General features: G+C 66.1%; 24 protein-coding genes. 14 read left to right on the forward strand and 10 right to left on the reverse strand.

Annotation, left to right across the window (positions count from 1 at the left end; all coding sequences use genetic code 11):
• Window position 1: 1 nt before the first annotated feature.
• The 4 genes from AC4ELH_RS30190 (at window position 2) to AC4ELH_RS30205 (ending at window position 3,105) form a co-directional block, all read left to right on the forward strand.
• Window positions 2-283 (forward strand): phosphoribosyl-ATP diphosphatase, encoded by a 282-nt coding sequence (locus AC4ELH_RS30190; protein ID WP_064960596.1) that lies wholly within the window; start codon window positions 2-4, stop codon window positions 281-283.
• Between the two features lie 15 nt (window positions 284-298).
• Entirely contained in the window at window positions 299-1,153 is an 855-nt protein-coding gene (gene hisG / locus AC4ELH_RS30195; protein WP_055120319.1) for an ATP phosphoribosyltransferase, read from the forward strand.
• A gap of 89 nt (window positions 1,154-1,242) precedes the next feature.
• Entirely contained in the window at window positions 1,243-1,725 is a 483-nt protein-coding gene (locus tag AC4ELH_RS30200; protein ID WP_064887157.1) for a DUF4126 family protein, read from the forward strand.
• Between the two features lie 3 nt (window positions 1,726-1,728).
• Window positions 1,729-3,105, forward strand: coding sequence for an FAD-containing oxidoreductase (locus AC4ELH_RS30205; RefSeq protein WP_448443097.1), 1,377 nt, complete (start codon window positions 1,729-1,731; stop codon window positions 3,103-3,105).
• On the opposite strand, the gene AC4ELH_RS30210 is transcribed toward AC4ELH_RS30205, so the two are convergent.
• From AC4ELH_RS30210 to AC4ELH_RS30220, 3 genes are read right to left on the reverse strand one after another with little or no spacing between them, the layout of a single operon-like run.
• Window positions 3,071-3,703: a flavodoxin family protein gene (locus tag AC4ELH_RS30210; protein WP_448443095.1), complete on the reverse strand. Its 633-nt coding sequence runs from the start codon at window positions 3,701-3,703 to the stop codon at window positions 3,071-3,073. The two genes, AC4ELH_RS30205 and AC4ELH_RS30210, sit on opposite strands and share 35 nt — an antisense overlap.
• A gap of 11 nt (window positions 3,704-3,714) precedes the next feature.
• The gene (locus tag AC4ELH_RS30215; protein WP_064887159.1) at window positions 3,715-4,230 is read right to left on the reverse strand and encodes an SRPBCC family protein; all 516 of its coding nucleotides are present in this window, start codon (window positions 4,228-4,230) and stop codon (window positions 3,715-3,717) included.
• Window positions 4,227-4,544, reverse strand: a complete 318-nt coding sequence (locus AC4ELH_RS30220; RefSeq protein ID WP_064887160.1) for an ArsR/SmtB family transcription factor — start codon at window positions 4,542-4,544, stop codon at window positions 4,227-4,229. The genes AC4ELH_RS30215 and AC4ELH_RS30220 overlap by 4 nt, the downstream gene beginning before the upstream one ends.
• 175 nt (window positions 4,545-4,719) lie before the next feature.
• Here AC4ELH_RS30220 and AC4ELH_RS30225 point away from each other — a divergent pair, with 175 nt between their 5' ends.
• The gene (locus AC4ELH_RS30225) at window positions 4,720-4,977 is read left to right on the forward strand and encodes a DUF3297 family protein (protein WP_064887164.1); all 258 of its coding nucleotides are present in this window, start codon (window positions 4,720-4,722) and stop codon (window positions 4,975-4,977) included.
• 43 nt (window positions 4,978-5,020) lie between these two features.
• Here AC4ELH_RS30225 and AC4ELH_RS30230 read toward each other — a convergent pair whose 3' ends face one another.
• From AC4ELH_RS30230 to AC4ELH_RS30240, 3 genes are read right to left on the reverse strand one after another with little or no spacing between them, the layout of a single operon-like run.
• Window positions 5,021-5,539 (reverse strand): DinB family protein, encoded by a 519-nt coding sequence (locus tag AC4ELH_RS30230; RefSeq protein WP_448443092.1) that lies wholly within the window; start codon window positions 5,537-5,539, stop codon window positions 5,021-5,023.
• Window positions 5,536-6,333 (reverse strand): thioesterase family protein, encoded by a 798-nt coding sequence (locus AC4ELH_RS30235; protein WP_498888462.1) that lies wholly within the window; start codon window positions 6,331-6,333, stop codon window positions 5,536-5,538. The genes AC4ELH_RS30230 and AC4ELH_RS30235 overlap by 4 nt, the downstream gene beginning before the upstream one ends.
• Window positions 6,330-7,157 (reverse strand): RecB family exonuclease, encoded by an 828-nt coding sequence (locus tag AC4ELH_RS30240; protein ID WP_064887167.1) that lies wholly within the window; start codon window positions 7,155-7,157, stop codon window positions 6,330-6,332. The genes AC4ELH_RS30235 and AC4ELH_RS30240 overlap by 4 nt, the downstream gene beginning before the upstream one ends.
• Before the next feature lie 85 nt (window positions 7,158-7,242).
• On the opposite strand from AC4ELH_RS30240, the gene AC4ELH_RS30245 reads away from it, so the two are divergent.
• Window positions 7,243-8,127 carry a tRNA (adenine-N1)-methyltransferase gene (locus AC4ELH_RS30245; protein ID WP_498888465.1) on the forward strand — a complete coding sequence of 295 codons (885 nt, stop codon included), beginning with the start codon at window positions 7,243-7,245 and terminating at the stop codon, window positions 8,125-8,127.
• A 112-nt stretch (window positions 8,128-8,239) separates the two neighbouring features.
• On the opposite strand, the gene AC4ELH_RS30250 is transcribed toward AC4ELH_RS30245, so the two are convergent.
• The 3 genes from AC4ELH_RS30250 to AC4ELH_RS30260 are packed head-to-tail and all read right to left on the reverse strand — an operon-like array spanning window position 8,240 to window position 9,597.
• Window positions 8,240-8,533, reverse strand: coding sequence for a DUF503 domain-containing protein (locus AC4ELH_RS30250; RefSeq protein ID WP_448443088.1), 294 nt, complete (start codon window positions 8,531-8,533; stop codon window positions 8,240-8,242).
• Window positions 8,534-8,536: 3 nt separating this feature from the next.
• The gene (gene lppK, locus AC4ELH_RS30255; RefSeq protein ID WP_498888467.1) at window positions 8,537-9,085 is read right to left on the reverse strand and encodes a lipoprotein LppK; all 549 of its coding nucleotides are present in this window, start codon (window positions 9,083-9,085) and stop codon (window positions 8,537-8,539) included.
• Between the two features lie 8 nt (window positions 9,086-9,093).
• The gene (locus tag AC4ELH_RS30260) at window positions 9,094-9,597 is read right to left on the reverse strand and encodes an MTB12 family secreted protein (protein ID WP_082940169.1); all 504 of its coding nucleotides are present in this window, start codon (window positions 9,595-9,597) and stop codon (window positions 9,094-9,096) included.
• Between the two features lie 145 nt (window positions 9,598-9,742).
• On the opposite strand from AC4ELH_RS30260, the gene arc reads away from it, so the two are divergent.
• Window positions 9,743-11,584 (forward strand): proteasome ATPase, encoded by a 1,842-nt coding sequence (arc, locus tag AC4ELH_RS30265; protein WP_064887171.1) that lies wholly within the window; start codon window positions 9,743-9,745, stop codon window positions 11,582-11,584.
• Window positions 11,585-11,654: 70 nt separating this feature from the next.
• On the opposite strand, the gene AC4ELH_RS30270 is transcribed toward arc, so the two are convergent.
• A complete protein-coding gene (locus AC4ELH_RS30270; RefSeq protein ID WP_448443083.1) occupies window positions 11,655-12,557 on the reverse strand; it encodes a LysR family transcriptional regulator in 903 nt (300 codons plus the stop codon).
• 73 nt (window positions 12,558-12,630) lie between these two features.
• Between AC4ELH_RS30270 and AC4ELH_RS30275 the strand changes: the two genes are divergently transcribed.
• The 7 genes from AC4ELH_RS30275 (at window position 12,631) to AC4ELH_RS30305 (ending at window position 18,961) form a co-directional block, all read left to right on the forward strand.
• Window positions 12,631-13,605: a DMT family transporter gene (locus AC4ELH_RS30275; protein WP_498888470.1), complete on the forward strand. Its 975-nt coding sequence runs from the start codon at window positions 12,631-12,633 to the stop codon at window positions 13,603-13,605.
• Window positions 13,606-13,948: 343 nt separating this feature from the next.
• On the forward strand, window positions 13,949-14,494 hold the full coding sequence (gene ectA / locus AC4ELH_RS30280; protein WP_064887173.1) for a diaminobutyrate acetyltransferase: 546 nt from the start codon (window positions 13,949-13,951) through the stop codon (window positions 14,492-14,494).
• Window positions 14,495-14,542: 48 nt separating this feature from the next.
• On the forward strand, window positions 14,543-15,829 hold the full coding sequence (gene ectB, locus AC4ELH_RS30285) for a diaminobutyrate--2-oxoglutarate transaminase (RefSeq protein ID WP_498888473.1): 1,287 nt from the start codon (window positions 14,543-14,545) through the stop codon (window positions 15,827-15,829).
• A gap of 13 nt (window positions 15,830-15,842) precedes the next feature.
• Window positions 15,843-16,235: an ectoine synthase gene (locus tag AC4ELH_RS30290; RefSeq protein ID WP_064887175.1), complete on the forward strand. Its 393-nt coding sequence runs from the start codon at window positions 15,843-15,845 to the stop codon at window positions 16,233-16,235.
• The gene (gene thpD / locus AC4ELH_RS30295; RefSeq protein WP_064887176.1) at window positions 16,232-17,143 is read left to right on the forward strand and encodes an ectoine hydroxylase; all 912 of its coding nucleotides are present in this window, start codon (window positions 16,232-16,234) and stop codon (window positions 17,141-17,143) included. The genes AC4ELH_RS30290 and thpD overlap by 4 nt, the downstream gene beginning before the upstream one ends.
• 9 nt (window positions 17,144-17,152) lie before the next feature.
• Window positions 17,153-18,661 (forward strand): depupylase/deamidase Dop, encoded by a 1,509-nt coding sequence (dop, locus tag AC4ELH_RS30300; protein ID WP_064887177.1) that lies wholly within the window; start codon window positions 17,153-17,155, stop codon window positions 18,659-18,661.
• Window positions 18,662-18,766: 105 nt separating this feature from the next.
• Window positions 18,767-18,961 (forward strand): ubiquitin-like protein Pup, encoded by a 195-nt coding sequence (locus AC4ELH_RS30305; RefSeq protein ID WP_055114885.1) that lies wholly within the window; start codon window positions 18,767-18,769, stop codon window positions 18,959-18,961.
• The last annotated feature ends 48 nt before the right edge of the window (window positions 18,962-19,009 follow it).

The raw sequence follows: 19,009 nt of genomic DNA on the forward strand, positions 1-19,009 counted from the left end.
CATGAAACAATTCATGCCTGTGAAGACCTTCGAGGCCCTGTTTGCCGAACTCAGCGACAAAGCGCGCACCAGACCTGCCGGTAGCGGCACGGTCGCCGCCCTTGACGCCGGCATCCATGGGCTCGGCAAGAAGATCCTGGAAGAGGCAGGCGAGGTGTGGCTGGCCGCCGAGCACGAGAGCGACGAGTCGCTCGCCGAAGAGGTCAGCCAGTTGCTGTACTGGACCCAGGTGCTGATGCTCGCCCGGGGCCTGACCCTCGACGACATCTACCGGAAGTTGTGAACCGTGGCCGATCAGATGTTGCGCGTCGCGGTGCCCAACAAGGGCTCGCTCAGCGAGGCAGCCGGTGAGATCCTCGCCGAGGCCGGATACCGTCGCCGGCGCGACCCCAAGGACCTGACCGTCGTCGACCCGGTCAACAACGTCGAGTTCTTCTTTCTGCGTCCCAAGGACATCGCGATCTACGTGGGTTCGGGTCAGCTCGATCTGGGCATCACCGGACGAGACCTGGCCGCCGACTCCGACGCCCCGGTGCGTGAGCGCCTGTCGCTCGGCTTCGGCAACTCCACCTTCCGCTACGCCGGACCCGCGGGCCGGGAGTGGAGCCCGAAGGACCTGGCGGGCAAGCGGATCGCCACTTCATTTCCGAATCTGGTTCGCAAGGACCTTGCGGCGCAGGGCATCGAGGCCTCGGTCATCCGGTTGGACGGTGCCGTGGAGATCTCGATCCAGCTCGGGGTCGCCGACGTGATCGCCGACGTGGTGGGCTCGGGCCGCACCCTGGGCCTGCACGATCTGGTGGCATTCGGTGCGCCGCTGTGCGAGTCGGAGGCCGTCCTGATCGAACGCGACGGTGCCGACGGCGACGACAATGCTTCGGCGCGCGATCAGCTGACGGCCCGCGTGCAGGGCGTGGTGTTCGGCCAGCAGTACCTGATGTTGGATTACGACTGCCCGCGTGCGGTTTTGGAGCAGGCCACCGCGGTGACGCCGGGCCTGGAGTCACCAACGATCGCGCCGCTGGCGGATCCGGACTGGGTGGCCGTACGGGCGCTGGTGCCTCGCCGCGACGTCAACGCGATCATGGATGAGATTGCCGCGATCGGTGCCAAAGCGATACTCGCATCGGATATTCGGTTCTGCCGCTTCTGATCGGCACACACCGCCGTCTCTGATCGGCGCGTGCCGCGACGTCTTGCGTGTTAGCGTCCGGGTGACAAATCCAGGCCTCGGAGGTTGCCGTGACGCATTTTCTGGTTCTGTTGTTGGCTCTGCTCATCGGCGTGGTGGCCGGATTGCGAGCGTTCACTGCCCCGGCCGCGGTGGCCTGGGCCGCTGCACTGAGCTGGATCAACCTCGACGGCACCTGGGCCGAATGGTTGGCGCACCCCGTCACAGTCACCGTGTTGACCGTTCTCGCTGTGGTGGAGCTGGTTACCGACCAGCTTCCGCGCACGCCGAGTCGTAAGACGCCCGTGCAGTTCGTCGCTCGCCTGCTCACCGGCGCCTTCGCCGGTGCGGTGATCGGTACGGCGTGGGGGTACACCTTCGGTGGTCTGGGCGCGGGTCTCGTCGGCGCGGTGCTGGGAACCTTGGGCGGATACGAGGCACGCAGCCGCCTGGTCGCCCGCAACGATGGGCATGATCTGCCGGTCGCCCTCGTCGAGGATGCGGTCGCCGTGCTCGGCGGTTTCGCGATCGCCGCCCTGACCGCGATCGTCTAGCGCGTGGCGCCCGCGCGGAGTTTCGACGCGATCGTCATCGGCGCGGGTCAGGCCGGGCCGCCGCTGGCGGGCCGGCTGACCGCCGCGGGCCAGACCGTCGCGGTGATCGAACGCAAGCTGGTCGGCGGTACGTGTGTCAACTACGGCTGCATTCCCACCAAGACCCTTGTGGCCAGCGCGCACGCCGCCCACCTGGCACGTCGCGGAGCTGATTTCGGCATCGGCACAGGCGAAGTCGCCGTCGACATGGGCAAGGTCAAGGCCCGCAAGGATGCGATCATGCTGTCCGACCGGCACGGCGTCGAGGACTGGTTGCAGGGCATGGACGGTGCGGAGCTGATCCGCGGACATGCCCGTTTCGTGGACCCGCACACCGTCGACGTCGACGGTGAACTGCTGCGGGCCGAGCGGATCTTCCTCAATGTCGGTGGGCGCGCGGTGGTCCCGGATTTTCCCGGCTTGGACGGCATCGACTACCTGACCAATGTCGGCATTCTGGACCTGGACGTTCTGCCCGAGCACCTCGTGATCGTGGGCGGCAGTTACATCGCTCTGGAATTCGCGCAGATGTACCGGCGGTTCGGTGCGCGGGTGACGGTGATCGAGAAGGGGCCGCGGCTCACCTCCCGTGAGGACGAGGACGTGTCGGCCACGATCGCCGAGGTCCTGCGGGCCGAGGGCATCGGCGTGGTATTGAACGCCACCGACATCCGGTTCAGCAAGCAGGACGGTGGTTTTGCGGTGACCCCGCGCGACGGCGCCGACCCGATCGTCGGGACACACCTGCTGCTCGCGGTGGGGCGCACACCCAACACCGACGACCTCGGGTTGGAGCACGCCGGCGTGGACCTCGACGGTCGCGGCTACGTCGTGGTCGATGATCAGCTGCGCACCACGGCCGGGCACATCTGGGCAATGGGGGACTGCAACGGCAAGGGCGCGTTCACCCACACGTCCTACAACGACTTCGAGATCGTCGCCGCCAATCTGCTCGATGACGACCCGCGGCGGGTGAGCGATCGCATCACCACCTACGCGCTCTACATCGATCCACCGCTGGGCCGGGCCGGCATGACCGTCGACCAGGTGCGGCAATCGGGCCGAAAAGCGTTGGTGGGCAAGCGCCCGATGACCCGGGTCGGCCGCGCAGTGGAGAAGGGTGAAACCCAGGGCTTCATGAAGGTGGTGGTGGATGCCGACACCGAAGAGATTCTGGGGGCAGCCATCTTCGGGGTCGGCGGTGACGAGGTGGTGCATTCCATTCTCGACGTCATGACCGCGAAACTGCCCTACACCGCGATATCGCGGACCATGCACATCCATCCCACCGTCAGCGAATTGGTTCCTACGATGCTGCAGGAGCTGAAGCCGCTGGACTGAACGTGCGGCCGATGTTGAGCTGGCGCGTCACCAGCGCGACCCGCTGCCCGAGGTGGTGGCAGGTGCGCACATCGGAGGGATGGACCTGGTCGGGGTTGGCGTCCACGTTGGTCTGAGCGCCGGCGCCCAGGAAGAAGCCGAGCCGGTTGAGATCGTCCTCGCTGCTGAACGAGTGGTTCCAGCCGGTGCGCAAACCCAGGTTGACCCAATGCATGTGGTGTTGGGCGGCGAAGACCACCAATGAACTGAGTGTGTTGAGCTTGTCGCCGCTCTTGCCTCCGGAGTTCGTGAAGCCGGCGGCCACCTTGTCGCGCCAGGTGCCGTCCATGCACCGCCGGCCGGTTTTCTCGGCGAATGTCTGAAATCCTGCCGAGACGTTGCCCATGTAGGTGGGGCAGCCGAAGATCATGGCGTCGATGTTGTCCAGCAGGTCCCAATGCTCGTCGGACATGGTCTCGACGTGGATGACGGTGACGTCGGCGCCGCCGTCACGAGCGCCCGCCGCGACAGCATCGGCCAGGGTTGACGTGTGGCCGAATCCGGAGTGGTAGACCACGGCGATCGTGGGTGCGGCAATGTCAGTTCCATTGTGTGGCATGTTGTTTCCTTCTATCGGGTCCACTGGGTGCCGAGCTTCTTGGCGACGTCCTGATAGCGCCGGGCCCAGTCGGGCAATGGCTGTCCGCCGAGATGCGCCTCGAGCCGGTCCAGATAGGCGTGAGTGCCCGGGTGGAAGCCCTGGCCGTCCGAGACCGTCAGGCCGCGGTGGCTGAACCGCAGCAGGGTGCCGTCGCCGTCGGGGGTCAGTTCGTAGCGCACGACACCGGGCTCGGGAGCAGACAACACGGACTGGCTCCATTCGTGCTCGAAAATCCTTGGCGGGTCCCACACCCGGATCCGTCCGGTCATCTTCTTTTGCTGCGGCGGGATCGGAGGCGAATGGGGGATCATCTCGATCGTGCCGCCTTCACGGGCGTCGATCGTCGTTTCGCCCATCCATTGATTGCGCTGTTCGGGATCGGTGATGGCGGCCCACACCGCGTCGACGGGATAGGGGAGGCGCCGCTCGAAACTCAGTGCGGCCTGATCGCCGTCGACGGTGAGCTTTCCTTCACGGCTGGTCATTTCGTCTCCTTGTGGGTCGCTTTGAGATGACGCTCCAGGGCATCGAGATGATCGGACCAGTAGCGGCGGTACCGCTCGATCCACTCGTCGATCTGCATCAGTCCGTCGGGACGCAGCGCGTAGATGCGGCGCTGAGCATCGGGCCGTACCTCGACCAGACCGACCTCGCGCAGCACCCGCAGATGCCGCGACACGGTGGGTTGAGTCAGCTCCGGCAGGGTTGCCACGAGCTCACCCGCGGTGCGCTCACCCTCGACGAGGGCGTCGAGCAATGCGCGGCGACTTGGTTCGGCGACTGCCTCGAACACGTCCATGCATCGAGTATTGCATTACATCTATATAGATACAAGCGAATACAACCAAGAAATCTCAGCGCCGTCCGCCCCAGTTCGGCCCGCCACGACCTGAGCGCAACCCGGTACTGCAGGGTCGCGTAGATTCTCTGAGGATCAATCCGAGCACCTAACGCAGCATTCAACGAAGGCCATCATGTCCGAGGATCAGAACGCAGACGTTCCACCGAATCACCTCTCCATCGACCCGCGGAGCGCCTTCTACAACGAAGAGGTGCTCCTCCGCGACGTGGGTATCCGGTTCAACGGCGTCGAGAAAACCAATGTTCACGAATACGACGTGGCCGAGGGTTGGGTACGTGTTGAAGTCCCTACTGCGAAGGATCGTCGCGGAAATCCTATGGTCGTCAAGCTCAGTGGCACCGTCGAACCGTATTTCCGCTCAGCGAAATAGCTGACGCCTTTCGACGTCCGGCGCGGTTGTCGAGCGGCCCCGCTCAGCCGCGGGATCGGGTCGCGGCGCGCAGCGTCCGCAGCTGGCCGATCTCGGCGGCGTTCTTCGCCAGCTCGACGTTCAGCCACAACGCCATGTCGGCGAGTGACCGGCCGGCGTCCGGCCCCCACGGAAATGCCGCTGGGACAGCAAGATCCGTGTCGGTCAGCGATTCCAGCAGGCCGCTCCAGCGGGCACTGAGCACCCGGATCCGCTGCACGGCGGCCTCAGGGCCGGGCCAGTCGATCTCGGCACGCGGCGTTGGGGGTCGGCCGTCGACGTGGTCCAGGGCGGTCGACCACCAGAAGATCATGTGCCAGGTGAGCCAGCCGATGGTCGGAACCGGAATCGGGTCGGGCTCGACGTCGGCGAAGTCCGGCCACCACCGACCCGAGGAATCCTCGTGCACCGTCCACACCAGGGGACCGGGCTCCCATAGGTGATCCTCGTCGGACAGGGCGGAGAGGTGCAGGTCGGCCAGCGCCCAGGCCAGGTCGAACTGACGGCGCAGCTCGGTGATCACGGCGCCCGCATCACCAGCAGTGTCTGCGCCGAGGTTCCGATAAACCCTTTGCGGTCAAAGATTTCCGCGGTCGTCGCACCGACACCGTCCGGTCCGATGGAACCGCGGGCTCGCAGCGCGAAGTCCGAGCCTTCGGGAAGCCGGTGGAGATGCACCGCGGTGTCGGTATTCATGAAGATGAACTTCTCCGGATCCAACGCTGCGCCAATACCGTTGGCGGAATCCACCACGAGCGCCAGGCGCTGCAGGGCCGTCGTCTCCTCGTCGTCGACCACCGGTGTCAACGGGCTCATCCAGGCCACGGCGGCCTCGCCCTCGACGGTGCGCTGCCTGCGCCAGGACACACTTTCCAGATAGCCCGGTGCGCCTTCCCAGTTGTGTGCGACGTCGGCGGCCTCACCTTCCACCAACGGTTCAAAGCGGTCGGTGGCCACGTCACTGGTGTCGCTGGGAGCCAGCAGCCACGCCGTAACCCGCGCCACCGCGCGCCACGTGCCGTCGGGCCGGGCCGCCTCCATCTCCGAGGCGACCATCGAGATGCGTGAGCCGGGCCGCTCCACCCAGGCCCGGACCCGCACCGGCGCAACGGGAATGGCGCCGAGGATGTCGAGAGTCAACCGTCCCACCCGCAGTCCGGACCCGGCGGTCAGTTCCTCGATCACCTTGGTCAACAGCGCCAGCGGCGGGGAGCCGTGCTGAATGGCCGGATCCCAGTTACTTCGGGTGTCGGCGGTGGATTCGAACAACTGGTACTCACCATCGACGCCGAGCCGATGGTAGTGACACCCGATCATGCAGCTCCTGATTCTGGCCACCCGGGATACGGCGGCGGGGTGCCGCCGAACGCCGGACACAAACTCTGATGCGCACACCACGAGCACAACCGCGACGGGTTGGGCCGGAAGTCTCCGGTGGCCCCGGCAACCTGGATTGCCTTCCAGATCGCCATCAACGTGCGCTCGAACCGCAGCAGCTCGTCGTGCGTGGGGGAGTAGTCGAGCACCTGGCCGTCGGCCAGATACAGCAGCCGCAGCCGCGACGGCATCACTCCACGCGAACGCAGCAACGCCACGGCGTAGAACTTCATCTGGAACATCGCCTTGAACTCGGCCTGGGCCCGCGCCTCCGGTGGGGCCTTGCCGGTCTTGTAGTCGACGACGCGCAATTCGCCCGACGGGGCGACATCGATCCGGTCGACGAAACCGCGCAGCAGCGTGCCGTCGGCCAGTTCGACCTCTAGGCGGTGCTCGCAGCACTGCGGATCGAACCGGGTCGGATCTTCCAGGCGGTAGTACCCCGACAACAGAGCCCTGGCCTCGGCGAGCAACGTGGCCGGATACTCGGTGTCGGCCAGCTCGGGCTCGGCGGCGACGACCTGCTCCCACGCAGGCTCGACCAGCGTCAGCGCGGTGTCATGCACCCGCTCGGCCGCGGGCAGCCCGTAGAGCTGCTCCAACGCGGCGTGCACCAGCGAACCGCGCAACTGCGCCGTGGACCGGGGCTCGGGGAGCCGATCGATGGCGCGGAACCGGTAGAGCAGCGGGCACTGCTTGAAATCGCCGGCCCGCGACGGCGACAGCGCCGGGCGGCGCGGCGTCGGGGCCGGTTCTTCACTCACATCCGTAAGCCTAGGACGGTGCTCCGACAAAGTTGCGCAACCCCGGGCAACCGTCCCGGCGGGTGTACTGGCAGGCTGGACGTCCGTGGCAGGGAAGAGACCGACCGGACCATTTGCCGTTGGCGACCGGGTACAACTCACCGACGCCAAGGGCCGGCGCTACACGATGGTGCTCAACCCCGGCGGTGAGTTCCACACGCATCGCGGCATCATCGCCTTCGACAACGTGATCGGGCTGCCGGAAGGCAGCGTGATCAAATCGACCAACGGCGATCAGTTCCTGGTGCTGCGGCCGCTGCTGGTCGACTACGTGATGTCGATGCCGCGCGGCGCGCAGGTGATCTATCCGAAGGATGCCGCGCAGATCGTCCACGAGGGAGATATCTTCCCGGGCGCCCGGGTGTTGGAGGCCGGTGCCGGTTCCGGCGCGCTGACGTGCTCGCTGCTGCGGGCGGTGGGTCCCGAGGGCCGGGTGACGTCGTACGAGATCCGTGACGATCACGCGCCGACCGCCGAGAAGAATGTCATCACGTTTTTCGGTGAGCGACCGGAGAACTGGGACCTGGTGGTCGCCGACCTCGCCGATTACGACGGCCCGGAGATGGACCGCGTGGTGTTGGACATGCTGGCGCCCTGGGAGGTGCTGCCCGCCGTCGCCAAGGCCCTGGTCGCCGGTGGCGTGCTGATGGTCTACGTCGCCACCGTCACCCAGCTGTCGCGGGTGGTGGAGGCGCTGCGCGAGCAGCAGTGCTGGACCGAACCGCGGGCCTGGGAGAGCATGCAGCGCGGCTGGCACGTGGTGGGCCTGGCGGTGCGCCCGGAACACAACATGCGCGGCCACACCGCGTTTCTGGTCAGTGCGCGCAGATTGGCGCCCGGCGCGGTGGCGCCGGTCCCGCTGCGCAAGAAGCGTCAACTCGCTGTCCAGGCCGCCGTCGACGCCGCCCTCGAGTCTGAGTCGGGCGCCTGACGGCGTATCGATCGCCGTCGCTTTCTGCATAGCGGTTGCTTCGCGGCGGCCATCACCGCCCTCAGGTCGAAAATGGCGCGCCGGGCGATCCGCGGGATACGGGCCTGACGGTTCAGTCGTCGCTGTGGTGCAGGCCCCGCCGGGTGGAGAGCAGCTCGAGTTCGGGGCGGCCGGCCACCATTCGTTCGGCGGCATCGAGCACGTCGACCACGTGGTGACGGTCGGCGGCGACGAGAGCGACACCGATGCCGGCGCGGCGGTGCAGATCCTGGGTTCCGGTTTCGGCCGCCGACACCGCGAGCTTGCGGTGCAACTCGGCGACCACCGGCCGGATGACCGAGCGTTTCTGTTTGAGCGAATGCACGTCACCCAGCAGCAGGTCGAACTCCAGCCAACCGATCCACATGGCTCAGCGGGGCGGCGTCGGGGCGGGCGGTGTGGATGCCTCGGCACCCGCGCCCATGACCAGCAACATGTCGGCGGTGTGTCTGGTCAATTGCCAGCCGTCGCCGTGCGGGGTGAATTCCATCGGGAAGCTGAAGGTGCGGTCCGAATGCTCGCCGCCCGCGGTGGCCTTGACGGTTGCCACCACGTTCTTCGGCTCGGTCTCCGAGAAGGCCAGGTCGGTGGCCTCGAAGGTCAGCGGCATGAAGCCGTTGTCGGCCAGTGCGCGGCCGAACTTGTCCAGCGCGGCGGCATCGTCGGCCGTGCCCTGTTCCACCAGGACCACCTTGTCGGCGCCGGGGACGTTGACGTCGGCCAACCGGTCCAACACCCCGGTCAGTACCTCGGGGGCAGGCAGCGGTGCCGCTGGCGGAGCCGCCGGCATGGTCGTCGACACCGCGCTGGTGGTCGGGTGTGACCTCTTGGCCGGGTGCTCGTCACTACTACACCCGCAGAGCCCAAGTGCCGCCACGATCGTGGCGGCACTCAGGACTGCGATACGGCTGTGGTTCAACTACCTACTCAGCCGACAGAGGACAGCAGGTTCAGGGCCGACCCCTTGGAGATCTGCCAGCCGGTCGGACTCGGGCCCGCCACGAACTGGATGTTCTGGGTGGCGGTGCCGCCCGTCGCCGAGGTGGCGGTGACGTCGGCGTAAGCCACGCCGCCCTGGTCATCGATGTTGGCGATGTTGAAGGTCAGCGGGAACTTTCCTTCAGCGGCGGCCTTGCTGTACGCGCGGTCCGCGGCGATGCTCTCGATCCGGCCGATGCCACCCTGGATGTAGGGGGCCTTGCCGCTGAACGAACCGCCACTGGCGAGTGCCTGCAAGGTCTGCACCAGCGGTGAAGCCAGGTCCGGTGCCGGAGTGGCCGGCAGCGGCGCGTCGAACACGACCGGCTGGATCGCCGGGGCGGCCGACATGCCGCTGGATGCAATAGAAGTCACACCCGCTGCTGCTCCGCCCACCACGGCGGCGGCAGCAGCTGCGGTGATGAAGCCGGTAACGAGGGTTTTCAAGGCCACGATTGTCCTTTCGATCGGACCAACTGAACTAAGAGGCTAACAGTGGTGCTGGTGTGTCTCGTTCCTAGAGCGCACACAATGGCTGAATCGCCGGTAGCGTTGAAGTTGTTACTGCACCAACTTACGGTGCGGGAGGGAGCGCAATATGAGTGAGTCAGAGCGTTCGGACGGCTCTGCCGAGAGTTTCTCGGCGGGCCACCCGCAACCCATGTCCAGCGATGATGCCGCCGAGCTCGAGTCGCTGCGCCGTGAGGCTGCGGTTCTGCGTGAGCAATTGGAGAATGCGGTAGGGCCCCAGAGTGGGCTGCGAAGTGCCCGTGACGTCCACCAGCTTGAAGCCCGGATCGACTCGCTCGCATCGCGCAACGCCAAGCTCATGGACACCCTCAAGGAAGCCCGGCAGCAGCTGCTCGCCCTCCGCGAGGAGGTGGACCGGCTGGGCCAGCCGCCCAGTGGCTACGGCGTGCTGCTCGGCACCCACGACGACGACACCGTCGACGTGTTCACCTCCGGCCGCAAGATGCGACTCACCTGCTCGCCGAACATCGAGACCTCCTCGCTCAAGCAGGGCCAGACGGTACGGCTCAACGAGGCGCTCACCGTGGTCGAGGCGGGCAACTTCGAGTCCGTCGGTGAGATCAGCACGTTGCGCGAGATCCTGGCCGACGGACACCGGGCCCTGGTGGTCGGGCATGCCGACGAGGAACGCATTGTCTGGTTGGCCGAGCCGCTCGTCGCGGCCGAGGACCTGCCCGACCTTCCCGACGCCAGGCAGGACGACGACCGGCCCCGCAAACTGCGTCCGGGCGATTCGCTGCTGGTCGACACCAAGGCCGGATACGCCTTCGAGCGGATTCCGAAGGCCGAGGTCGAGGACCTGGTGCTCGAAGAGGTGCCCGACGTCAGCTACAACGACATCGGTGGTCTGGGCCGGCAGATCGAGCAGATCCGCGATGCCGTGGAGCTGCCGTTCCTGCACAAGGAGCTCTACCGGGAGTACTCGCTGCGGCCGCCGAAGGGTGTGCTGCTCTACGGTCCGCCCGGGTGCGGCAAGACGCTCATCGCCAAGGCCGTGGCGAACTCGCTGGCCAAGAAGATGGCCGAGGTTCGTGGCGACGACGCCCGCGAGGCGAAGAGCTACTTCCTCAACATCAAGGGCCCCGAGCTGCTGAACAAGTTCGTCGGTGAGACCGAACGTCACATCCGGCTGATCTTCCAGCGTGCCCGCGAGAAAGCCTCCGAAGGCACTCCGGTGATCGTGTTCTTCGACGAGATGGACTCGATCTTCCGTACCCGCGGCACCGGCGTCAGTTCGGATGTCGAGACAACGGTTGTGCCGCAGCTGCTTTCGGAGATCGACGGCGTGGAGGGGTTGGAGAACGTCATCGTCATCGGCGCCTCCAACCGTGAGGACATGATCGACCCGGCGATCCTGCGGCCCGGCCGCCTGGACGTCAAGATCAAGATCGAGCGGCCCGATGCCGAGTCGGCACAGGACATCTTCTCGAAGTACCTGACCGAGGCGCTGCCGGTGCACGCCGACGATCTCGCCGAGTTCGGTGGCGACCGGTCGCTGACGATCAAGACCATGATCGAGAAGGTCGTGGACCGGATGTACGCCGAGATCGACGACAACCGGTTCCTGGAGGTCACCTACGCCAACGGTGACAAGGAAGTCATGTACTTCAAGGACTTCAACTCCGGCGCCATGATCCAGAACGTCGTCGACCGGGCGAAGAAGAACGCCATCAAGAGCGTGCTGGAGACCGGTCAGCCCGGTCTGCGCATCCAGCACCTGTTGGATTCGATCGTCGACGAGTTCGCCGAGAACGAGGACCTGCCCAACACGACCAATCCCGATGACTGGGCCCGCATCTCGGGCAAGAAGGGCGAGCGGATCGTCTACATCCGTACGCTCGTCACCGGGAAGAGCTCGAGTGCGTCGCGGGCGATTGACACCGAGTCGAACCTGGGCCAGTACCTGTAGGTCTCGGGAGGGCGGTCCGCCAGGCCGAGCCGGCCCGGGTCAGTCCCGGGCCGGCTCGCCTGCGGTCAAGTCAGCCGGCCGTTGAGCTGATGTCCGCCGCGATCGCGCGCAGGTCTTCCAGCACGGCATTCACCGCGGGCCGGGTGTTCGCCCCAACGCGGGTGACCGCCTCCACCCGGCGGGCCACCGGGATGTCGGTGATCGTCAGCCGCACCAGGTCGCGGGTCAGCCTCACGTAGCGGGGCATCAGGGCGATGCCGGTGCCTGCCTGTACCAGCTCCTCGACCACGCGGAAGTCGTTTATCCGCTGCGTGATTCGTGGCTGGACGCCGGACAGGGTCGCTATCGAGTTGAGGACGTCGTCGACCATCAGACCACCCTCGACCCCGATCCAGCGTTCGTCGGCCAGATCGGCCAGCCGTACCTGACCCCTGCCGGCGAGGGAGTGCCCGGCCGGCACGACGACGTCCAACGGCTCGCGTAACAGTTCTTCGGCTTCGAAGCGCGGGCCCCAGGAGGCGGGGTCGCGCTCGTCGCGGTGGACCACAACGACATCGAAGTCGGCCAGTTGTGCCGGTGCCCGGGACGCCGGCACGTCGACGTCGCGCCCGAGCACCTGGACCCCGCGCTCGGCCGCCCGGATGACCAACGGGGCCAACAGCATTGCCGCACCGGATGGGAAGAACGACACACTGACCGTGCCGCGGGGGGTGCTGCGGTAGGCGTCCATCTCGTTCCGGGCGCGGTCCAGGGCCGCCAACACGGCGTCGGCGTGGCCCACCAGGACCTGTCCGGCATCGGTGAGACGTACCCGTCTGCCTTCGGGTTCGATCAGCGGTACACCGGCCTCGCGTTGCAGGATCTTGAGTTGCTGTGAGACCGCCGAGGGCGTCATGGAGAGCACCTGGGCCACCGCGGCAACGGTGCCGTGGTCGGCGAGTTCACGCAGCATCCGCAGGCGGCCAGCATCCATGAAGTAATACTACATATAATCAGTAGAAACATTAGCTTGACTGAACTATTGGCCAGGCGACACGCTGATCCGCATGACCCGTCGCACCGACCTCTGTTTGCTTGCCGTGGCGGTGGTGTGGGGTTCGAGTTACCTGGCCACCAAGGAAATCGCCACGGCACAAACAATTTTCGTGCTTCTGTTGGTGCGGTTCGCGGTCGCGGCAACGGTTCTGGCCATGGTCCTGTGCCGGCGGTTGCCGGGTCTGACCCGCACCGAGGTGGTTTCGGGTGTGGTCGGAGGTGGTCTGCTGGCTGCCGTCTGTGTCGCCGAAACATATGGCGTGACAATGACCTCGGCCTCCAACGCGGGGCTGATCATGGCGCTCACCATCGTGGCCACCCCGGCGATGCAGCGCCAGCGGGTGGGGCGCCGCTTCTATCTCGCGGCGATGCTGGCGGTCATCGGTTGCGGGTTGCTCACCCAATCCGGCGGCCTGACCGTCCCGAGCATCGGGGACATCGTGATGGTGATGGCCGCTTTGTTGCGGGTGGTCCACGTCACCGTCATGGCACGCTTCTCTGACGGTCACGGGATCGATTCAGCACGAACCACTTTGGTGCAGCTGGTGACGGTTGCTGCGGTGGCTTCGGCGCTGTGCGTGGCGTCTGGGCAGTCCGTTGTGGCGACGACAGCTGCCTACGGACCGGCCGAATGGGCCCTCGTCGGCTACCTGGCGTTGGCGTGCACGGTGTTCGCGTTCCTGGTTCAACTGTGGGCGCTGAGCACGTCCAGTCCGGCCAGGGTCAGCCTTCTGGTGGGTACCGAGCCGCTGTGGGCCGCGATCCTCGGTGTCGCCCTCGCCGGCGATCCCGTCACCGGTGCCGGCATCGCCGGGGCCGTATTGGTCGTGACCGGCACCGGTTGGGGGCGGGTGGTGCTGGGCTACGGATCACGTGGTGTTGCCCACAGTGCGATATGGCGACCAACACGGATTCGCCGATTGCAGGGAAAGCCCCCGAGACTATTCGACTGGGACATTGTCCTGCGCCGCACCAGCGATTATTAAATTTCGATTGGAATTTTTCCAATGAAATGTGGTCGGAAAATGGTTGCGGACGCGTTCGGTTCGCCTGTTCCCGTCGGACTGGGCGGCGGGGTGGGGAGAGCCGCGGGCGACGAGCTGGTACCCCCGCCCAAATGTAACGATTGGATAACGGTGCTAACACTTTTCTGAGATTGACGAATGTCGAAGTTAATGCAGGTCAAGAGCTGTCTGCGCAGACGGATCTGCGCGCCCGGAGGAGTGTCGGCGCTTGATCATGGCAGGGCGGTGTGCTTACGTCGAGGGCACCGATGGCATGAAACTGACGATGATCGCTGAGAAGTTCGGTGGTGACTTTTAACTCGATATGCACGTTTTAGAAAGCGTCCCGGGACGCCATTCCCGGGAAGAATTCCTGCGCCAACCACGGGGTGCCGATGCGATTGGCATCCGTGACCTCGCGGAAGCTACCGGGGTGCTGGATCTGAATTCCACCTACGCCTATCTGTTGCTGGCCACTGATTTTGCTGCCACGTCAATAGTGGCCGAACGCGACGGTGACCTGCACGGATTCATCACGGGTTACCACCCGCCGCCGCGACCCGATGTCCTGTTCGTGTGGCAGGTGGCCGTGGCGCCATCGGCGCAGGGCGGGGGGCTGGCCAGCACCATGCTCGACGCGCTCGTCCACCGGGTGCGGTCGCAGCGTGACGGGCGTCCGGTGACCGTGGAGGCCACGGTCGCCCCCGGCAATACCGCGTCACGCGCATTCTTTGGTGCCTTCGCGCGCCGTCATGGCGTCCCCCTGGTCGAAGACCCGCACTTCGGGTCCGACCTGCTCGACGCCGGCGGAGCGCACGAGGATGAGCCCATCCTGCGGATGGGGCCGATCACCACACCGCTTTCACGCTGAAATCAGTTATCTGATAACCATTTTGATCCGAATTGGAAGGATTGTTCCTTGCTGCTCGCAACGACAGCTCCCCTGACCGAATCTGACCTGCCCGACGTCTTCAGCTCGGTGGAATCCGAGGTGCGCAGTTATTGCCGCAGCTGGCCCACCGTGATGGACCGGGCCGTCGGCTCCTGGGTGACCGACACCGCGGGGCGTACCTACATCGACTTCTTCGCCGGTGCGGGGGCGTTGAACTACGGCCACAACAACCCGGCGCTCAAGCAGCCGCTGCTCGAATACCTTGCCTCCGATGGCATTGTGCACTCGCTGGACATCGCGACCGCGGCCAAGCAGCGATTCCTGGAGAGCTTCGAGCAGCACATCCTGCGGCCGCGCGGGCTCGACTACAAGGTGCAGTTCCCCGGGCCGACCGGGGCCAACTCGGTCGAGTCGGCGCTCAAGCTGGCCAGGAAGGTGACCGGGCGCGAGTCGGTTATCAGCTTCACCAACGCATTTCACGGTATGACCCTGGGTGCGCTGTCGGTCACCGGCAACTCGATGAAGCGGGCCGGAGCGGGAATTCCGCTGGTTCATGCCACCCCGATGCCCTACGACAACTACTTCGGCGGGGTCACCGAGGACTTCCAGTGGTTCGAGCGTGTACTCGACGATTCAGGCAGCGGGCTCAACCGGCCCGCCGCGGTGATCGTCGAAACCGTCCAGGGCGAAGGCGGTCTCAACGTCGCGCGGATCGAATGGCTGCGTGCGCTGTCCGACCTGTGCCGCAAACGCGACATCTTGTTGATCGTCGATGACGTCCAGATGGGCTGTGGCCGCACGGGGCCGTTCTTCAGCTTCGAGGCCGCGGGCATCGTGCCCGACATCGTCACGATATCGAAGTCGGTGAGTGGTTACGGCCTGCCGATGGCGCTCACCCTGTTCCGCCGCGACCTCGACGTGTGGACACCGGGGGAGCACAACGGCACGTTCCGTGGCCACAATCCCGCCTTCATCACCGCCACGGCGGCAATCGAGACCTATTGGCAGGACGACCAATTCAGCGCCGATACGACCGTCAAGGGTGAGCTGATCAGGTCGCGTCTGGAGGAGATCGCCGCGGCCCACGACGGAGTGACCGCCCGCGGTCGCGGCATGGCCCAGGGCCTCAAGTTCGAAGAGGCGCACCTGGCCGGACAGGTATGCCGGGCCGCCTTCGACCGCGGTGCGCTGATGGAGACCAGTGGCCCGTCCGACGAGGTGGTCAAACTGCTGCCGCCGTTGACCGCACTTGCAACCGAATTGTCCGAGGGGCTCGACGTTCTCGCCGAGTCTGTCGCCGTCGCGCTCGCCTGAGGAGGCTTGAGACATGATTGTTCGCACCACCACTGAGATCACCGGGACCGACCGGGACGTGGCCGACGGCACCTGGCGCTCCAAGCGCATCATCCTGGCGGGTGACGGTGTCGGTTTCTCGTTCCACGAGACCACCATCGAGGCCGGATCGGTCAATGAGTTCCACTATCAGCATCACGTCGAGGCGGTCTGGGTGATCGAGGGCACCGGCACGCTGACGGACCTCGAGACCGGGCAGCAGTACCCGCTCGCCGACGGAACCATGTACCTGCTCAACAACAATGACCGCCATCGAGTCACGTGCGATGAGCAATTGCGCATGCTGTGCGTGTTCAACCCGCCGGTGACCGGGCGGGAGGTGCACGACGAGAACGGCGTATACCCGGCGCCGCAGTCGGTCGCATGACGGCACAGCCAGACGCTGAGGACATCATGGTCGCGGTCGAGGATCGCTACCCGACCCGGCTCGACCACGCCATCGAGCCGATACCGCGGCACGAGCCTGTGGTGTGGGGTGGCGCAGCGGACGGCCCGCTCAGCCAGCCCCACCTGGACGGCTTCTCGGAGTACGGGTACCTGGTGGCACCGGAGACCGTGTCGGATGACTGGCTCCCGCTGCTCCGGCACGAATTAGACCGGATCGCAGCGGATCTGGATGCCGATGATCCGCGGGTGATCCGGGAGCCGGGTGGCACGATCCGGTCGATCTTCGAACCGCATCTGCTGAGCGACCTGGTCGCCCAGGTGGTCCGGCTCGACACGGTGTTGCCGGTCGCGCAGCAACTGCTGGGCGGCGACGTCTACATCCATCAGGCCAGGATCAACCTCATGCCCGGGTTCACCGGGACCGGGTTCTACTGGCATTCGGACTTCGAGACCTGGCATGCCGAGGACGGCATGCCGGAGATCCGCGCGGTTTCGTGCTCGATCGCTCTGACCGAGAACTACCCGTACAACGGGTCGCTGATGGTGATCCCCGGATCGCACCAGACGTTCTATCCCTGCGTCGGCGCCACGCCTGACGACAATCACGACACGTCGCTGGTCGCCCAGAACATCGGCGTGCCAGATCAGACGACGCTGACCAAGGCCGTCGACGAGCACGACATCCACCAGTTCACCGGTCCGCCCGGCACCGCGCTGTGGTTCGACGCGAATCTGCTGCACGGCTCGGGGTCCAACATCACGCCCCTGCCGCGCTCGAACGTGTTCCTGGTGTTCAACTCGGTGGACAACGCGCTGACCGACCCGTTCGCGGCCAAGCGGCCACGGCCCGAATACCTGGCGGCTCGGGGCGCACAAGCCGTCACCTAGGCTGGCCCCATGCAACGGATCATCGGAACAGAGGTCGAATACGGCATCTCCTCGCCGTCCGATCCGACTGCCAATCCGATCCTGACCTCGACTCAGGCGGTGCTGGCGTACGCGGCGGCCGCCGGGATCCAGCGCGGCAAGCGCACGCGGTGGGACTACGAGGTCGAATCGCCATTGCGCGACGCCCGCGGATTCGACCTGTCCCGGGCCTCGGGACCGGCTCCCATCGTCGACGCCGACGAGGTCGGCGCGGCGAACATGATCCTCACCAACGGTGCCCGGCTGTACGTGGACCATGCCCACCCGGAGTACTCGGCGCCCGAGTGCACCGATCCGATGGACGCGGTGATCTGGGACAAGGCCGGTGAGCGGGTGATGGAGGCCGCCGCCCGCCACGTGGCCAGCGTGCCCGGCGCGGTCAAGCTGCAGCTGTACAAGAACAACGTGGACGGCAAGGGCGCCTCGTACGGGTCGCACGAGAACTACCTGATGAGCCGCCAGACCCCGTTTTCCGCGGTGATCGCGGGGTTCACGCCGTTCCTGGTGTCACGGCAGGTGGTGACCGGCTCGGGCCGTGTCGGTATCGGGCCCTCGGGGGACGATCCCGGCTTCCAGTTGTCCCAGCGGGCCGATTACATCGAGGTCGAGGTCGGGCTGGAGACGACGCTCAAGCGCGGCATTATCAACACCCGCGACGAGCCGCACGCCGACGCCGACAAGTACCGCCGGCTGCACGTCATCATCGGTGACGCCAACCTGGCCGAGACGTCGACCTATCTGAAGGTCGGCACCAGCTCCCTGGTGCTCGACCTGATCGAGGAGGGCCCGCAGTTCGGGCTCGACCTGTCCGATCTCGCGCTGGCCCGTCCGGTGCACGCCGTGCACGTGATCAGTCGTGACCCGTCGCTGCGGGCCACAGTGGCGCTGGCCGACGGCCGGGAGATGACCGCATTGGCACTGCAGCGGGTCTACCTGGACCGGGTGGCCAAGCTGGTGGACAGCCGGGACCCGGACCCACGGGCCGCGCATGTCGTGGAGACGTGGGCCCACGTGCTGGACCTGCTCGAGCGCGACCCGATGGAATGCGCCGAGATCCTGGACTGGCCGGCCAAGCTGCGGTTGCTGGAGGGCTTCCGAAACCGCGAGAACCTGGCCTGGTCGGCGCCGCGGCTGCACCTGGTCGATCTGCAGTACTCCGATGTCCGCCTGGACAAGGGCCTGTACAACCGGTTGGTTGCCCGCGGTTCGATGAAACGCCTGGTCACCGAGCAGCAGGTGCTGGATGCCGTCGACAACCCTCCGACCGACACCCGCGCCTACTTCCGGGGCGAATGCCTGCGCCGATTCGGTGCGGACATCGCCGCGGCGAGCTGGGACTCGGTGATTTTCGATCTCGGCGGCGATTCGCTCGTCCGGATTCCGACGCTGGAGCCGCTGCGGGGGAGCAAGGCGCATGTCGGCGCTCTGCTGGATTCCGTGGACAGCGCGGCCGAACTCGTCGATCAACTCACGAACTGACCATCTGGACCGGTGAGCTATCCCCGGCAATCGGGGTGCCGACCGGTACTGTGGAAGAACCGGTTGGGCGGTTAGCCCAGCCGATGACAATTGCAGGAGGCAGCGATGGCTCAAGAGCAGACCAAGCGTGGCGGTGGCGGCGGCGAGGATGACGACCTCCCGGGTGCATCCGCTGCCGGCCAGGAGCGTCGCGAGAAGCTGGCTGAAGACACCGACGATCTGCTCGACGAGATCGACGATGTGCTGGAAGAGAACGCAGAAGACTTCGTGCGCGCATACGTCCAAAAGGGCGGCCAGTGACCTGGCACGAAAACCTGTCTCTTTCCCGACCCACTCTCTCCGGTACCC

It is taken from the genome of Mycobacterium shunyiense (assembly GCF_058270075.1).